The sequence below is a fragment of the Kitasatospora sp. NPDC101183 genome (genome assembly GCF_044767945.1).
Lineage (GTDB): Bacteria > Actinomycetota > Actinomycetes > Streptomycetales > Streptomycetaceae > Kitasatospora.
On sequence record NZ_JBIWOW010000023.1, the window covers coordinates 74,967 to 89,655 of the forward strand.

Sequence of the window (14,689 nt, forward strand, 5' to 3'; positions counted from 1 at the left end):
CATGGCCGAGGACCCGCAGGAACAGCCGCCCGCCCCGCGCGACGCGACGGACGCCCACGTCGACCGCTGGCTCCCGGTACTGCCCGAACTCGATCCCGACATCGAGGGCGCCGTCACCCGGATGTCCTGGCTCACCAAGCACCTCGGCCGCGTCCGCGAGCAGGGCCTCGTCGACTACGACCTCCACAGGCACGAGTTCGACACCCTGCACGCCCTCGCCGGCCGCGGCGGCCGCGCCGCCCCCTCCGACCTGCGCGCCGACCTCAAGCTCGCCCCGGCCTCCGTCACCGGCCGCCTGGAGGCGCTGGAGCGGCGCGGCTTCATCTCCCGCACGCCCTCCACCGAGGACCGCCGCAAGGTCGACATCGCCCTGACGGAGGCCGGCCGCTCCGCCTGGCACGAGGCGCTGGACGTGGTGGGCCGGGAGGAGACGCGGCTGCTCGGCGCGCTCACCGCCGAGGAGCGCCGCGCGCTGTCGGACCTGCTGCGGAAGGTGACGCTGCTCCAGGAGGCGACGGGCGGGGCGTGAGCGGGGCCGGGCCCGGGTCCGAGCCCGGGTCCGTCGCCTCCGGGAGGGTTACGCGTTGTCCGGCAGGCCCGCCGGGTTGAGGGGCAGCTGGCTGCGACAGAGCGCCGAGATCGGCTTCAACGCCCCGGCCAGCCGGTCGAGTTCGGCCCGAGGGTAGTCCTCCCACACCCGGGCCGCCGCCAGGTCGGTGGCCGCCTCCAGCCCCTGGTGGCGGACGCGGCCCAGCTCGGTCACCGTCCCGCGCTCCGTCAGCCAGCCGCGCTCCACCAGGCGCTCGGCGGCGGCCTCCCACTCCTCGTCCGTCCACCCGCGCAGCGGCTGGATCATCTCGCGCCGCATGTCCATCGCGCAGCGCACCACCAGCGCCTCGCAGCCGTCCAGCCCGGCCGCCACCAGCGCGGCCATGTGGCCGTCGCCCCGGTGCTCGCGCATCACGGTGGCGGCCTGCCAGAGCCGCTCGTACAGCCCGCTCGGGCGGGGGAGCGCGGCGTTGGCCGCCGCCAGCACCCGGCCGGAGCAGTCCAGCCGGGCCGCGGCCTGCTCCAGGGTCTCGGTGACCTGCTCGACCTGCTCCCGGTCCACGTGTTCCAGCAGCCGGGACAGCGAGGCCGCCGCGCCCTTGAGCCGGGCGGCCAGCGCCTCCTCCGGGCCGGCGTGCGACCACACCTCCGGCAGGGCCCGCTCGACCATGGACGGCGCGAAGGTGAAGAAGGCGGCCGTCACCGGCGGCGCGTCCACCGCGCCCAGCGGGGCCGAGCGGGTGGCGAAGTACCCGCGCCAGACGCCGTGCAGGCCGGCGTCCTCGAAGGCGGCCCTGCCCTCCGGCAGGAAGTAGGTGACGGCGTGCACCGGCTCGAAGAGCCACCACAGCGCGCGGGCGGGGTGGACGAGATCGGCCATCGGGGAGCCTTCCTCGAAGGGAGCCCGCCGGGCGGATTCCCGGCTCGGCTCGGCTGGACTCGACTGGAGGAGGCGGCCCTTCGGAGCCGGCGCGGCGGGCGCGCCGACCCGTTGGTGCCCGGACCGCTCATGACCTGATGACCCCGGCGGCGCCCGGAGTAATCCCCGGCCCGCTGTGATGACCGTCACGTGGACACCGGGGCGTCCGTGGCCGCCCCGGCGGCGGGGCATGATGGGCGCAGGCGCCCGCTCCCGGGGCGCCCCAGCCCTCGCTCTCAGTACGAAGCACGAAGGTGGTCGGCCATGGCCCAGATCAACCCCAGCATCCTGTCCGCGGACTTCGCCCGGCTCGCGGAGGAGGCCGAGGCCGTCCGGGGTTCCGACTGGCTGCACGTGGACGTCATGGACAACCACTTCGTGCCGAACCTCACCCTCGGCGTGCCGGTCGTCGAGGCCCTCGCCCGCGCCACCGCCACCCCCCTCGACTGCCACCTGATGATCGAGGACCCGGACCGCTGGGCCCCCCAGTACGTCGAGGCCGGCGCCGGCTCCGTCACCTTCCACGTCGAGGCCGCCGCCGCGCCCGTGCGCCTCGCCCGCGAGATCCGCGCCAAGGGCGCCCGCGCCTCCATGGCCCTGAAGCCCGGCACGCCCATCGAGCCGTACGAGGACCTGCTGCCCGAGCTGGACATGCTGCTGATCATGACCGTCGAGCCCGGCTTCGGCGGCCAGGCGTTCCTCGACATCATGCTGCCCAAGATCCGCCGCACCCGGGAGCTGATCGCCAAGCACGACCTGGAACTGTGGCTCCAGGTGGACGGCGGCGTCTCCGCGAGCACCATCGAGCGCTGCGCCGAGGCGGGCGCCGACGTCTTCGTGGCCGGCTCGGCCGTGTACGGCGCCGAAGACCCGGCCGAGGCCGTCCGCCGTCTGCGGGACCTCGCGGACAAGGCCACCGCCGAGGCCTGGTGGGCCTGCGAGCACTGAGCGCGTGACGGATGATCGGTGCGGCAGGCCCTGACCCGACCCGACGTCCGTACGGTGGTGGACCATCCCATGAGCAACCTCGACCGCAAGCCCGCACCCACCACCTGCGGCGGCGAGGCCGCCACCGGCCCCGTGCGGGACCTGCTGACCGGGCGGGAGGTGCGGCTCGGCGAGAGCACGATGGTGCGCCGGCTGCTGCCCAACCTCGGGCGCCGGATGGTCGGCGCCTGGTGCTTCGTCGACCACTACGGCCCCGACGACATCGCCGACGGGCCCGGCATGCAGGTCCCGCCCCACCCGCACATGGGGCTGCAGACCGTCAGCTGGCTGCACCAGGGCGAGGTGCTGCACCGCGACAGCCTCGGCAGCCTGCAGACCGTCCGGCCGTACGAACTCGGGCTGATGACCTCCGGACGGGCCATCGCGCACTCCGAGGAGTCGCCACACTCGCACGCCCGCTACCTGCACGGCGCCCAGCTCTGGGTGGCCCTGCCGGACGCGGACCGGCACACCGGCCCGATGTTCGAGCACCACCCCGACCTGCCGGTGCTCGCCGCCCCCGGCCTGCGCGCCACCGTCATCCTCGGCACCCTCGACGACGCCACCTCGCCCGGCACCACCCACACCCCGATCGTCGGCGCCGACCTCGCCCTCACCGAGGGCACCTCGCTGCGGCTGCCCCTCGTCCGCGACTTCGAGTACGCCGTCCTCGCCATGACCGGCCGCGTCGACGTCGACGGCGTCCCCGTCGAGCCCGGCTCCATGCTCTACCTCGGCTGCGGCCGCCCCGACCTGCCCCTGCGCGCCCACACCGACGGCTCCGTCCTGCTGCTGGGCGGCGAGCCCTTCGAGGAGCGCATCGTCATGTGGTGGAACTTCATCGGCCGCACCGGCGAGGAGATCCACCGGGCCCGGGAGGACTGGACCACCGGCACCCGCTTCGGCGACGTCCACGGCTACGCCGGCCCGCGCCTCCCCGCCCCCGAACTCCCCGCCGCGCCGCTGAAGGCGCGGGGGCGGGAGAGGTGAGCGGGTCAGAGGGTGTGGAGGGGGAACCAGCCCTGGCCGCCGTACCAGTGGTGGCCGGCACGGAGGTGGTCGCCGACCGCGCGTTCCAGTGAGGTGCGCCGGGGGAGGTCGGCCGGGTCGGTGTCGGCGACGTTGAAGACGTAGCGGACGGGGTCCTCGTCGTTCGGCCGGTCGGGCCGGGGCTGGAGGCGGAAGCGGTTCTGGAAGGCGAGGAGGTTGGAGCCAGTCGGAAGGTAGTCGCCCAACTGCGGGTCGAGGAGCCAGGATTCGCAGTGGGCGACGGCGCAGGGCTCTTCCGGGAAGTGGCGGGGGAAGAACGCGCGGGCCTGTGCGAGGGAGGCCTCGCAGGCGGCAGGGGAGAGCGGGCCGAGGAAGTCGGGGAGGTGGAGCGCCAGGCTCGCCTCCCCGGCGGCCACCGGGAGCCACGGGGCCCGGAGGCGGGAGCGCTGGAACTGCAGGCGGCCCAGCTGGAAGATCTCCCCGCGAAGGTGCAGGCCCAGCCAGGACGGCGAGTTCACCCCGCCCGTGCCCTGGCGCAGCCGGTGGATCGCCACCTGCCGGCCGAGGTCGGCGAACGTTCGCCGGGAGACCTCCTCGGGGATGCCCCGGGCGCGATGCCGCTCGCGGGCCTGCGGCAGCGCCATGACAAACACCAACGCCGCCCACCACCGCCCCGCCGGACCGAGCCCCTCGGGCAGCCGGGGCACCCGGATCCCGCCGCCGACCACGTCCGGATCGGTGAACACCGCCGCCGCGCAGCGTTCGAGCAGCCACCGCCACTCGGCGTCGCCGAGGACCTCGTCCCACAGCCGGAGCAGTCCGTTGACCTCCGCGTGCGGGACCGTCAGATCCAGCAACAGCTGCGGGAGTTCCACGGCGGACGGCAGCACGGGCCCGCCCTCCGGCACCTCGACGGCCGCCAGCTCCCGGACCCACCGCGCACCGGCCTCGCTCTCCCGGAGCCTCGCCAGGAGCCCGCCCATACCCCACCCACCCGTCGTCTCGTCCGCTCCTGGAGATGATCACGGGTTCGTCCGCCCCCGCACAAGTCCCCTGGCGCGCCCGCCGGGGTGGTGGCGCCGGCGGGCGGATCGGTAGGGGTGGGGTTACTCGCCGTCGGGGGTGGGGACTTCGAGGCCAAGGGCGTTGAGGATGGCGAAGTGGACCTCAGTGTTGTCGAGGAAGCCGTTGAAGTCGTCGGAGCCGGGGCCGGAGGCGACGATGGAGACGTCGTCGACGGTGTGGACGCAGTTGGTCTCGTGGGGCGGGAGGTTGCCCTGCTGGAGTTCGGCGCCCGCCTGGTGCTGGGGGTTGGGGACGGCGTTGCCGGAGGCGGTGTCGATCAGAGAAGGCTGGACGGGGATGGGGTTGTGGGTGAACCCGTCGGTGTGGTCCGGGTGGTTGGACCAGCCGAAGAAGAGGCCGATCTCCGGGTTCGGGTCGTCGGGGAAGCCGTCGCCGTTCCTGTCCGTGTAGGTCGGGAAGCCGGCGTCGCCGTAGATGCCGTTGGCAGGGCGGCCCTGGTTCTTGCGGCGGTCGTGGGTGCCGACGATGCTCATCGAGTGGTTGTGGTCGGCGGTGACGACGATCAGGGTGTCGCCGCGGCCCTTGGCCCAGCGCTTCGCGACGCCGACGGCCTGGTCGAACTCGATGGTGTCGTAGAGGGCGCGGGGGCCGTCGAGCGGGTGCTCCTGCTTGTCGATCGAGGCGCCCTCGACCATGAGGAAGAAGCCGTTGGGCTTGTCCTCCAGTACCTTCAGGGCGGCGGCGGTCATGGCGGGCAGGGTGGGCTGGTCCTGCCAGTCGCCCAGGACCTCAGGCTTCCTGATCTGCTGGCGGTCCAGGTAGACGTTGAGGTTGCCGGTGTGGAACTGGCCGAGGAGCTTCTCCGGCGCCTTGCCGGCCGTGGCCGTGGCCAACTCCTTGGCGGTGGTGGCGACGGTGAAGCCCTTCTGGCGGAACTCGTTGACGAGGTCGCGCTCGTCCTTGCGCTTGGAGCCCTTCTGGGACTTCGGCAGCAGGGAGGCAAGGCCGCCGCCCATCAGGACGTCCGGGGTGCGGGCGGGGTCCAGCACCTGGTCCATGATCTCCAGGTACTCGGAGCGGCGGCGGGTGTGCGCCCACACGGCGGCCGGGGTGGCGTCCTGGATCTCGGCGGTGGTGACCACGCCGATCGCCATGCCGGCGGCGCGCTTGAGGAGTTCGGCCATCGTCTCGACGCGCGGGTGCTTGTTGGGGTCGGGCTCGTTGGACTCGTAGACGCCCATCGCGTTGACCGACGTCTTGTGGCCGGTCATGTAGGCGGACATGGAGTTGGCGGAGTCGGTGGCGATCGAGTCGGCGCCGGAGGTGCCCACGATGCCGCGGGCGTCCATCTGGTCCATCTCCAGCAGGCCCCGGTACTTGCCCTGGGTCATGCCCTTGGAGAGCAGCCGGGCGCCGGTGATCGCGGCGCCGCCCATGCCGTCGCCGAGGAAGAAGATGACGTTCGCGGCCTTGCGGCCGTGGTGGCGGGCGGAGACGACCTCGTGCTCCACCTCGGCCCGGGAGGTCTTGCCGCCGGAGGTGACCTTCACGCGGACGGTGTACGAGCCGGGGTTGGGGAACGTCACCTGCCGGTAGGTGACCTCCAGGCTGTCCTTGGCGGAGCTGCTGCGCACCGGGTCGTTGTGCAGGATCGCCTCGGGGCCGTGCTCGCCCTCGACCGATATCTCGATCTTCGCGGTGGCTGGGTCGACCTGGGAGGCCTCGACGCGCAGGTCGAACAGGGTGCCCGCGAGGAACTTGGCGTTGTCGATGGGGAGGATCCGGATCGGCCCGCCGCTCGCGCCGCGCACCCCGAAGCCCTCGGTGCGCTCGACGGCGGCGTGCGGGCCCGCGGCCTTCAGCGGGCCGATCGGCGCCTTGTCCGCCGCACCAGCCGCGCCCGTACCCGGCGCACCGGGCGTGGCCGAGGCGTTGCCCTCGCTCAGCCCCACGACGGCCACCGCCGCGAGCCCGCCACCGCCCGCCCGGAACAGTCCGCGCCGCGACAGCCCGCCGTGCTCCGTACCGCCCTCAGTCCGCTTGTCCCGCATGTCCGTCCGCCCCTCCACCGCGTGCACGAGCCGGGGACGGCACGATGGCCGTGGCGCCGCCCCGGATGAACAGCCCGCAATATGCCGTGTGCAGACGGACATTCGGGTGAAGTGCGCACGACGAGTGAGGATGCGGTGGACGAACAACCGGCGCGGTTCGGTAAGTCCCTTGATCCGACGGCTCGTTGGGGGCCAGGAGGTCGGCGGGCCTTTCGCGTCGGTCAGTCGGCTCCATGCTCCACCTCGGCTGAGGACCGGACCACCGGCACCCGCTTCGGCGACGTCCACGGCTACGCGGGCCCGCGCCTCCCCGCCCCCGAACTCCCCGCCGCGCCGCTGAAGGCTCGGGGGCGGGAGAGGTGAGGGCGGGTGCGGTGAAAATCCCGTGAACGATTTCTGGAAAAGCCTTCCGGCCGGTGCTCTATGTCCTGCAGAGCGCCCAGAACGGCGTCCAGGCCTGAATGGATGGCTTCGTTGCCGAACCGCTGGGTATAGCGGAGGTAAGGGTGGGTGCGAGGGACAGGCCGGCGGCGAGGATGATTGCCGCAAAAAGGACAAATTTCACTTATGCATATCCAAGCGATTGTTCCGAACTGGCTATCGCTCCGAGTATGCATCGGCGCACGTAGTTTCGAGTAATCCGCCCGTTCGGGGCGCCGGCTTTTGCTAGGATGACGGGCGGGCCCTATTCGGCCGCGCGACCGGGATCGGCTCCGAGTTGCAGTTCGGCCAAGCTCTCGCGGGCATAGGCCTCCTCCTCCATGTCTCCGATCTGCCGGGAGAGGGCCACGGCCCGGTGGAGGTGGTCGAGCGCGGCCGACGCGTGACCGAGTGAGTTCTCGGTTTGACCGAGTCCGCGCAGGGCGGTGGCTTCCTCGCGCTGCGCGCCGATGGATCGGGCGAGGTCGAGGGCGCTCCGGTGCCGGTCGAGGGCGGCGTCGAGCCGGCCGGTCTCCCGGAGTACGGTGCCCAAGCCATTGAGCGCGTCGGACTCGCTCCTGCGATTACCCGCTTCGCGGTAGGTGTGGAGTGCGAGCGTGAGCAGTTCCGCGGCGCGGTCCGCCTCCTCCGGAAGTGGCAGTGAATTCGCCAGGTTCACGCGGACGGTCGCGAAATCGTTCGGGGAGAGGATGTCCTCCCCGATTGCCAGGATCTGCTCGAATGCATCGCGGGCGGCGCTCGGATTTCTCGTGCTCAGGTGAATTCCGCCGAGGTTTCCGAGGATCAGGAGCTTGAGTCGTGAATCGCCCATTTCCGTCGCCAGGGGAAGGGCTTCGGTGAAGGACGCGAGTGCGGCCTCGTGATTTCCGGAGTTCAGGAGGATTGCGCCGATGTTGTTGAGGCTGCGGGTGCGGTTCCAGGTGTCGCCCGATTTCCGGTGAATATCGAGCGCCTGGCGCTGGAACGACAGCGCCGAGGTGAGGTCGCTCTGGTGCCATCGGATTTCGGAGAGCTTCTTCAGCGCCTCCGCCGCGCACGCCGTGTCGCCGCCCGAGCGGGCGATGTCGAGGGCGCGCTCGGCGGCCTCCTCGGCGGCGGGGTACCGGGCGGTGCGGATCCGGATGGCGGAGAGTGCCACGAGGGCGTGGCTCTCCGGCAGGCTCACGCCGTGGGTGCGCCAGTGCTCGGAGGCGGCCCGGTGCATCTCGGTGGCCTCGCGCCACAGTCCTTCGGCGTAGAGGAGGTCGGCGAGGGCGTGCGCGAGCCAGGCGGCCTCCTCGGGCATGCCGGTGGCCCTGGCGTGGTTCTCCACGGCGACGAGGCCGGGCAGCTCGGCCTTCAGCCACGTCCTGATCGAGGTGTCGCTCTGCCAGTCGAGCTCGTCGAGCAGGGAATCCGCGGGGGAAAGACCGGGCAGTGCGGGGATCTCCAGCCGGAGGCCTCGTGGATTGAGGTGGCGACCGGCTCGATTCGCCATCTGCAGAGCGAAACTGACGAGGCGTCGAATCGCTTGATCACGTTCCTCGGCCGACACAAGATCGACAGCGAACTCGCGCAGCAGGTCATGCAGCGCGTACCTCTCGGGCGAGATCTCTTGGATCATGTGCAGGTCGTGGAGGCACTCGAGGATGTGATCCGCTTCTCGCGCCGGCCGTCCGATCAGCGCGGCGGCGGAACCGAGGCCGAAATCGGATCCGGGGTGGAGCCCGAGGCGACGGAACGCCTCCTGCTGCACACCGGGAAGCCCCTGGTAGGACACGTCGAAGGCCATCGCCATGCTTTCGAATCCGTGGTGGAGTTCGTTCAGCCGCCCGCGTTTTCCGGACAGCCGACGGGCGAGGTGCTGAAGGGTCCAGGAGGAGTGGGCCTTGAAGCGGCTCGCGATGAGCTCCAGGGCGAGGGGGAGTCTGGCGCACAGGTCGACGACGGCCTCGACACCCTCAGGGTCGTCGGCGCGTTCCTCCCCGACCAGAACGGTGAACAGCTCGACGGCGTCCTCCAGCGACAGGGCGTCGAGGAAGAGCGGGATGCAGGGGAGCGCGGCGAGCCGGTGGCGGCTGGTGATGAGGATGAAGGAGGCCGGGGTGCCCGGGAGGAGGGCGCGGACCTGGGCGGGCCCTCGGGCGTCGTCGAGCACGACCACGGCCCGCCGCTTCGCGAGGAGGTCGCGGCAGTGGGAGGTGAGCGCGTCCGGGTCGGTCGGCATCTCGGTGGCGGGGACGCCGAACTGTCTCAGCAGCAGGGTCGCCACCGCCTCGGTCTCCAGCGGCTGTTGAGCTCCGCCGTTCGCGCGGAGGTCGACGTAGTGCTGGCCTTCGGGGAAGCGGTCCTGGAGGAGGTGCGCGGCGGTGACGACGAGGCGGGTCTTCCCCGCGCCGGCCATCCCGGAGACCGCTCCGATGTGCCCGATCCCGCCGTTCGCGCCGGTCGTGCCGTTCACGCCGTTCGACCGGCCCCGTCGGCCCTGGTCCGCGGCGGACAGGATGCGCCGCAGCTCCGCCTCCCGGCCCACCATCCGGTGCAGCGCCGGGAGGTGGCTGCGCTGCGCGGGGGGCCCGGCGGCGGTGCCCGGCGGGGTGACGGCGCCCCTCGGGCGGGGCAGCACCTCGTGGAGCGGTACGCGGTGGAGGACCCGGTGCTGGAGGAGCCTCAGCTGCTCCCCGGGTTCGGTGCCGAGGTACTCGCGCAGTTCCCGCCGGGTCCGCTGGAAGACGCTCAGCGCCTCGGCCTGCCTGCCGCTGCCGTAGAGCGCGGTGATCAGGTGGCCGGCGACCCGTTCGTCGGTCGGGCGCTGCCGCGCCAGCGCGCGCAGTTCGGGGATGACGTCGACGAAGCGTCCGAGCCTGAGCTCGACCTCGAAGCGGACGAGGGTGGTGGCGAGCCGTTGATCGAGCATGGTGTTCCGGGTGGCCTGCGCCCACTCGCCGGGAAGCCCCGCGAGCGGGTCGCCGCGCCAGCCGTCCTCCGCGCGGCCCAGGACGTCGATCGCCTGACGGTCCTCGCCCGCGTCGGCGAGTGACCGCGCGCGGCGCCCGAGCTGGAGGTAGCGCACCCAGTCGACCTGCTGGGGATCCACCTTGAGCGTGTAGGTGTGCGCCTGGCGGACGATCTCCGCCGAGGGCCCGTCCGCGTCGGCCTGCTGCGCCGCCCGGAGCGCGGAGCGGAGGCGGGAGATGTACGAGTGGGCGGTGGCACGGGCCGTGGACGGCGGCTCGTCGTCCCAGAGCCGGGTGATCAGGGTGTCCAGCGGCACCGGCCGGCCGACGTCGATCGCGAGTGCCGCGGCCAGGCAGCGCACCTTGTCGGACTCGAGCCGCACCACCGTTCCACGGGCGGAGAGCTCGACCGTTCCCAGGAGATGGAACAACATCCGGTACCCCCGTCGCCGGTCGGTTCCAGCCGTCGCCCGAGAGCATCGCATGCGCTCCGGGTGGGGGCCATAGCACGTCGGGCGTCCTTGATCGGCCTGCTTCGGCGTGCTCTTCTTGGGTCGTCGTGCTTTGTGGTAATGGCCTGGGGGCGATATGGAACCACTGAACACGGATGAGGTTGAGGCGACTCTGCGCAGGGCCGGTCCCGCCTCGTTGGCCACCGTCGGCTCGTGGCTGCAGCATCTGCGGGGCGAGTCCGACGAGTTGCGGCAGGCGTGGTTGCGGGGGCTGACGGAACCGGACCGCGAACCGGTCCTGGCGGACCTGGCGGCGCTCCTCGTCGACCGGGCGGTGCGCAGCCCCGGGTTCGCCGCGGACCTGGTCAGGTGGCTGGCCCGGGGTGGAGGCGGTCGTTCCGACCGGTCGGGGGACGTCGGCAACAGCATCGTCGGGGCGAACGACATCGCGGGCGGCGTGGTCCAGGCGCGGGACGTCTACGGGGGCGTGCACTTCCGGATTCCCGCTCCGGCGCAGCTTCCGGTGCCCCAACAGCTTCCACCCGCCCCCGCGCACCTCTCCGGGCGCTCCCAGGACGTGGAGGAGCTCGTCGCGTTCCTCGGCGACGGCTGCTGGTCGGGTGGTCTGACGATCGTCCTGTCAGGCCCGGCGGGGGTGGGGAAGAGCGCTCTGGCGGCGAGTTGGCTGCGCGGGCTGACCGGGCGTTTTCCCGACGGCATGCTCTACGCGGACCTCCGCGCCCACGCGCCCGACGGGCCGGCCGACGTCGTCGAGGTGCTCGGCGGATTCCTGCGTGCGCTGGGCGTCGCGTCCGTGCCGGCCTCGCTCGCGGAGACCGTCGCGCTGTGGCGCTCGACGGCGGCGCGGCGCCGCATCGGGCTGATGATCGACAACGCGTTCAGCGCCGCCCAGGTCCGGCCCCTGCTCTCCGGCGCGGAGTGCTCGCTGGCGGTGGTCACCAGCCGCGCCCGGCTGACTGGTCTCGGCGTCGACGGCGCCCGCTTCCACCCGGTGGGCCTGCTCGACCGGGAGTCCGCCGCGGCGATCCTCGCGGCCCGGATCGGGGACGACCGGATGGCGGCCGAGCAGTCCGCGGCCGAGCAGGTGATCGCCCGGTGCGCGGGGCTGCCGCTGGCGGTCTGCCTGGCGGGGGCGCGGATGGCGGCGCGGCCGCGGCAGGCCCTCGCCGTCACCGCCGACGCGCTGTCCCGGGACGGCGACCGGCTGGACGCGCTGCGGGTCGACGGCGACACGGCCGTGCGGGGAGTGCTGGACGCGTCCTGCCGCACGCTCGCGGACGACCTGTCCCGGCTGTACCGGCTGCTCGGACTGCAGCCGCTGCCGGACATCACGCCGCCGGTCGCCGGAGCGGCCGCCGCCGTGCCGCCCGCCGAGGCGGACAGGCTGCTCGACGACCTCGCGGAGGTGCACCTGTTGGAGGACCTGGGCAACAACCGCTACCGGTTCCACGACCTCGTCCGGCTGCACGCCCGCACGTGGGCCCTGGAGAGCGAGAGCGCCGAGGCCGGCCGGGCCGCCTTCCGCCGGGTGCTGGACTGGTACCTCGCCGCCGCGACGGAGGCCGAGCGCCTGATCAGTCCGAGCCACCGCACCCTCGCCCGTGACTACGCCGAACCACCGGCGGGGCTGCCGGAGTTCGCGGACGACGCGGCGGCCCTGGCCTGGCTCGGGGCGGAGCAGGCCCACCTGATGGCGGTCCTGCGGGCGGCGGCGGCCGCGGGCGAGCACAACGCCGTGTGGCAGCTCGCCGACGCCATGTGGCCCCTGTTCCTGCGGCTGCGCCCCCACGACCTGTGGATCGAGGCGCACGAACTCGGGCTGGCGGCGGCCCGCCGTGCGGGCGACCGGGCGGGGGAGAACCGCATGCTGACGTCGGGTGGGCACGGACTGCGCAACGCGGGCAGGCCGGCCGAGGCCGCCGACTGGTTCGCGCAGGCGCTGTCGCTGGCCCGGGAGGAGGGGGACGGCCGCGCCGAGGCCAACGCCCGGCACGGCCTCGGGCACGCCCACCAGGCCGCCGGGCGCCTCGACCTCGCGGCCGAGTCCTTCGGCGCGGCGCTGCGGATCAGGGAGGAGGCCGGGCACCGGCGGGGCGCGGCCCTGGCGCGCCTCTCGCTCGGCGAGACGGAGCTGGCCCGATGTCGGCACGAGGACGCCGCGCGCCTGTTCGCGCAGGCGCACCGGGAGCTGGCCGACCTCCCGGACCCGTACGAGGCGGCGCGCGCGACGGCCTGGCTCGGCAGGGCCCACGGGGGCGCCGGCCGCAACGACTCCGCCCAGGAGTGCTACGAGGCGGCGCTGTCAGGGTTCCGCGACGCCGGTTCGCGGCACTGGGAGGCGCGGGTGCTGGAGTGGCTCGGGGAGCTCGCCGAGGCGGGGGACCGCCCGGCCGACGCACTGCGTCGGTACGGGCAGTCCCTCGTCCTCTACCAGGGGCTCGGCGCGGGGGACGCCGATCGGCTGGCCGGCCGGATCGCCGTCATCTCGAAGGCGTGACCGCCGGGGAGGGCGGCCGCCGGGACGAGGTCGGTCACCCTCCCCCCGGCGACGAGCCAGGCGTGCACCAGGGAGCCGAGAACGGCCGGCTGCCGGTGGGAGGCGGTGGTGCGCGGAAGCCGTACGCACTCGCCGGTCCGGGTGAGCACGACGATCTCGCGGCCAGCGCCGATCGCGGCCACCGCGCATCCGGGGAAGGCGCGCAGCGCCTCGGCGGCCGTCCGCTCGGCCGCGAGCGGTCCGTACGACCGGTCCGCCAGCGGTCCGTACGGCCGGTCCTCGAACAGCACGTCGGCGCACTGCCGGGGCCCGGCGCCGGCCCGGGCGGAGAGCGCCGTGGAGAGGTGCTCGTCCGTCAGCGGGCCGTGCTCCCCGGCGGTCGGGGCGCCGAACCGTACGAGGTGGGCGGGGCCCGTGGACGGCGTGATGCGTGCCGTCCACCGCTGCGCCCCGGCCCTGCCGAGTTCGACCAGCACGGTCATCGCCACCGCCCGCCCCCTTCTCCCCCCGTCAGCGGTCGCGGCAGCGGAACCCGTCCTCCCTCGGGTTCGTGAGCGGGCTGGCTCAGTTCCAGCACGCGGTACAGGAGCCTGCGCATGTTGCGCCCGAAGCGGCCGGGCTCGGAGGAGATCCGGGCGGCGATGGGCGCGTAGTCCGACCGCTGGTACTGCTCCTCGGCGTAGGCGAGCTGCTGGTCGAGCGGGCGGGCGGGCGAGAGCGCGGGGGCCGTCCGGGCGAGCACGGCCCCGGGGGAGCGGTGGTTGATGTCCTGGGACGGGAAGCGGGCGAGCAGGACCGGCGCCCGGGTCACGGTGGAGTACAGGGTGAGGGACCCGTGGTCCCCGATGACGAAGTCGGCGGCGGCCAGCAGCGGGCGCCAGTCCGCCTCGGGCGTGACGAGGGTGACGGAGCCGCGGGTGGTGGCCTCCACCCAGGAGCGGACCTGCCAACTCCCGTGGCCCGACCAGACGTTGGGGTGGACGAGCAGGGCCGTGCGGTAGCGCTCGGCGGGCAGCTCGGTGGCGAGCCGGGGGAACAGGCTGTCCGGCTGGCCGAACACCGAGCCGGTGCCCCAGGTGGAGCAGACCAGGACCAGCCGCTCGTCCTCCCGGATGCCGAGGGCGCGCCGGTACTCGGAGCGGTGCGCGAGGCTGGCGGCCAGCCGGTCGTGGTCCCCGTCGCCGACGACCTCCGCGATGCCCAGCGCCTCGGGGCAGGAGTCCGCCAGCTCGGCGAGGTCCTCGTGGTGGGCGAGGGCGAAGGAGGTGCAGTTGAGGCGGTCCTTCCAGACGAGGAACTCCCGCCCCAGGCCGGAGACGCTCCGCCGGCCGTCGGCGCCGACCGGCGCCAGCTTCTGGTGGCCGGCGCCGTGGGGGAGCCGGACCACGGGCCCCCGCAACTGGTCCACTCCCTGGGATCCGGCCGCCAGGACCAGATCGAACTCGATGGTCACCGCGGTCTCCCACGGAAGCACTGTTCCCCCGAGGGCCAGCAGGAAGCCGGCCACGCCGTCGTTGAAGGCGTGCGGTGCCACGGTGAAGACGACCTGGATCCTCAGGTCCGACCCGAGCAGCGCGAAGATGTCGCGCAGCCTCTGCGCGTAGACCAGTGTGTGGACGGCGACCAGCACTCGCTTGCACCCCGCCAAGGTCACCCAGCGCGCGTCCCCCTGCGCGCCCAGGCCCGGCAGTCTGATGGGATGGTTCACAGCCTTCCCCCCGGTTCTGTGACGAAGCCGGGTGTTCCGCCCGGCCATGGACTGGTGTGTCCGGGCCGGATGACGAATCCCTGCAAGGGACTTGCAGAAACCTTGGGATCAC

The 14,689-nt window shown here is 73.3% G+C and carries 10 protein-coding genes and 1 pseudogene; 5 read left to right on the forward strand and 6 right to left on the reverse strand.

Annotated features, from left to right (window positions below; all coding sequences use genetic code 11):
• The first annotated feature begins 1 nt into the window (after nt 1).
• Nucleotides 2-529, forward strand: a complete 528-nt coding sequence (locus ACIRRS_RS28755) for a MarR family winged helix-turn-helix transcriptional regulator (protein ID WP_402976478.1) — start codon at nt 2-4, stop codon at nt 527-529.
• 48 nt (nt 530-577) lie between these two features.
• Here the strand turns inward: ACIRRS_RS28755 and ACIRRS_RS28760 are convergent, their stop codons facing one another.
• Nucleotides 578-1,429 (reverse strand): hypothetical protein, encoded by an 852-nt coding sequence (locus ACIRRS_RS28760; RefSeq protein WP_402976481.1) that lies wholly within the window; start codon nt 1,427-1,429, stop codon nt 578-580.
• A gap of 303 nt (nt 1,430-1,732) precedes the next feature.
• Between ACIRRS_RS28760 and rpe the strand changes: the two genes are divergently transcribed.
• Nucleotides 1,733-2,416 (forward strand): ribulose-phosphate 3-epimerase, encoded by a 684-nt coding sequence (gene rpe / locus ACIRRS_RS28765; RefSeq protein ID WP_402976484.1) that lies wholly within the window; start codon nt 1,733-1,735, stop codon nt 2,414-2,416.
• A 69-nt stretch (nt 2,417-2,485) separates the two neighbouring features.
• The gene (locus ACIRRS_RS28770) at nt 2,486-3,445 is read left to right on the forward strand and encodes a pirin family protein (RefSeq protein ID WP_402976487.1); all 960 of its coding nucleotides are present in this window, start codon (nt 2,486-2,488) and stop codon (nt 3,443-3,445) included.
• A 5-nt stretch (nt 3,446-3,450) separates the two neighbouring features.
• On the opposite strand, the gene ACIRRS_RS28775 is transcribed toward ACIRRS_RS28770, so the two are convergent.
• Both ACIRRS_RS28775 and ACIRRS_RS28780 read right to left on the reverse strand, forming a co-directional pair.
• Nucleotides 3,451-4,428 (reverse strand): acyltransferase domain-containing protein, encoded by a 978-nt coding sequence (locus ACIRRS_RS28775; protein WP_402976490.1) that lies wholly within the window; start codon nt 4,426-4,428, stop codon nt 3,451-3,453.
• 123 nt (nt 4,429-4,551) lie between these two features.
• Nucleotides 4,552-6,522 carry an alkaline phosphatase gene (locus tag ACIRRS_RS28780; RefSeq protein WP_402976493.1) on the reverse strand — a complete coding sequence of 657 codons (1,971 nt, stop codon included), beginning with the start codon at nt 6,520-6,522 and terminating at the stop codon, nt 4,552-4,554.
• Between the two features lie 252 nt (nt 6,523-6,774).
• Here ACIRRS_RS28780 and ACIRRS_RS28785 point away from each other — a divergent pair.
• A pseudogene (locus ACIRRS_RS28785) lies at nt 6,775-6,885 on the forward strand (pirin family protein); the annotation flags it as partial.
• Nucleotides 6,886-7,207: 322 nt separating this feature from the next.
• Here ACIRRS_RS28785 and ACIRRS_RS28790 read toward each other — a convergent pair.
• Complete coding sequence (locus ACIRRS_RS28790) at nt 7,208-10,333, reverse strand: AfsR/SARP family transcriptional regulator (protein ID WP_402976496.1); 3,126 nt, start codon at nt 10,331-10,333, stop codon at nt 7,208-7,210.
• A gap of 154 nt (nt 10,334-10,487) precedes the next feature.
• On the opposite strand from ACIRRS_RS28790, the gene ACIRRS_RS28795 reads away from it, so the two are divergent.
• Nucleotides 10,488-12,869 (forward strand): ATP-binding protein, encoded by a 2,382-nt coding sequence (locus ACIRRS_RS28795; RefSeq protein WP_402976499.1) that lies wholly within the window; start codon nt 10,488-10,490, stop codon nt 12,867-12,869.
• Here the strand turns inward: ACIRRS_RS28795 and ACIRRS_RS28800 are convergent.
• Both ACIRRS_RS28800 and ACIRRS_RS28805 read right to left on the reverse strand, forming a co-directional pair.
• On the reverse strand, nt 12,800-13,357 hold the full coding sequence (locus ACIRRS_RS28800) for a hypothetical protein (protein ID WP_402976501.1): 558 nt from the start codon (nt 13,355-13,357) through the stop codon (nt 12,800-12,802). The genes ACIRRS_RS28795 and ACIRRS_RS28800 overlap by 70 nt on opposite strands.
• On the reverse strand, nt 13,348-14,577 hold the full coding sequence (locus ACIRRS_RS28805) for a hypothetical protein (RefSeq protein WP_402976503.1): 1,230 nt from the start codon (nt 14,575-14,577) through the stop codon (nt 13,348-13,350). Before ACIRRS_RS28805 ends, ACIRRS_RS28800 begins: the two co-directional genes overlap by 10 nt.
• Nucleotides 14,578-14,689 lie beyond the last annotated feature (112 nt).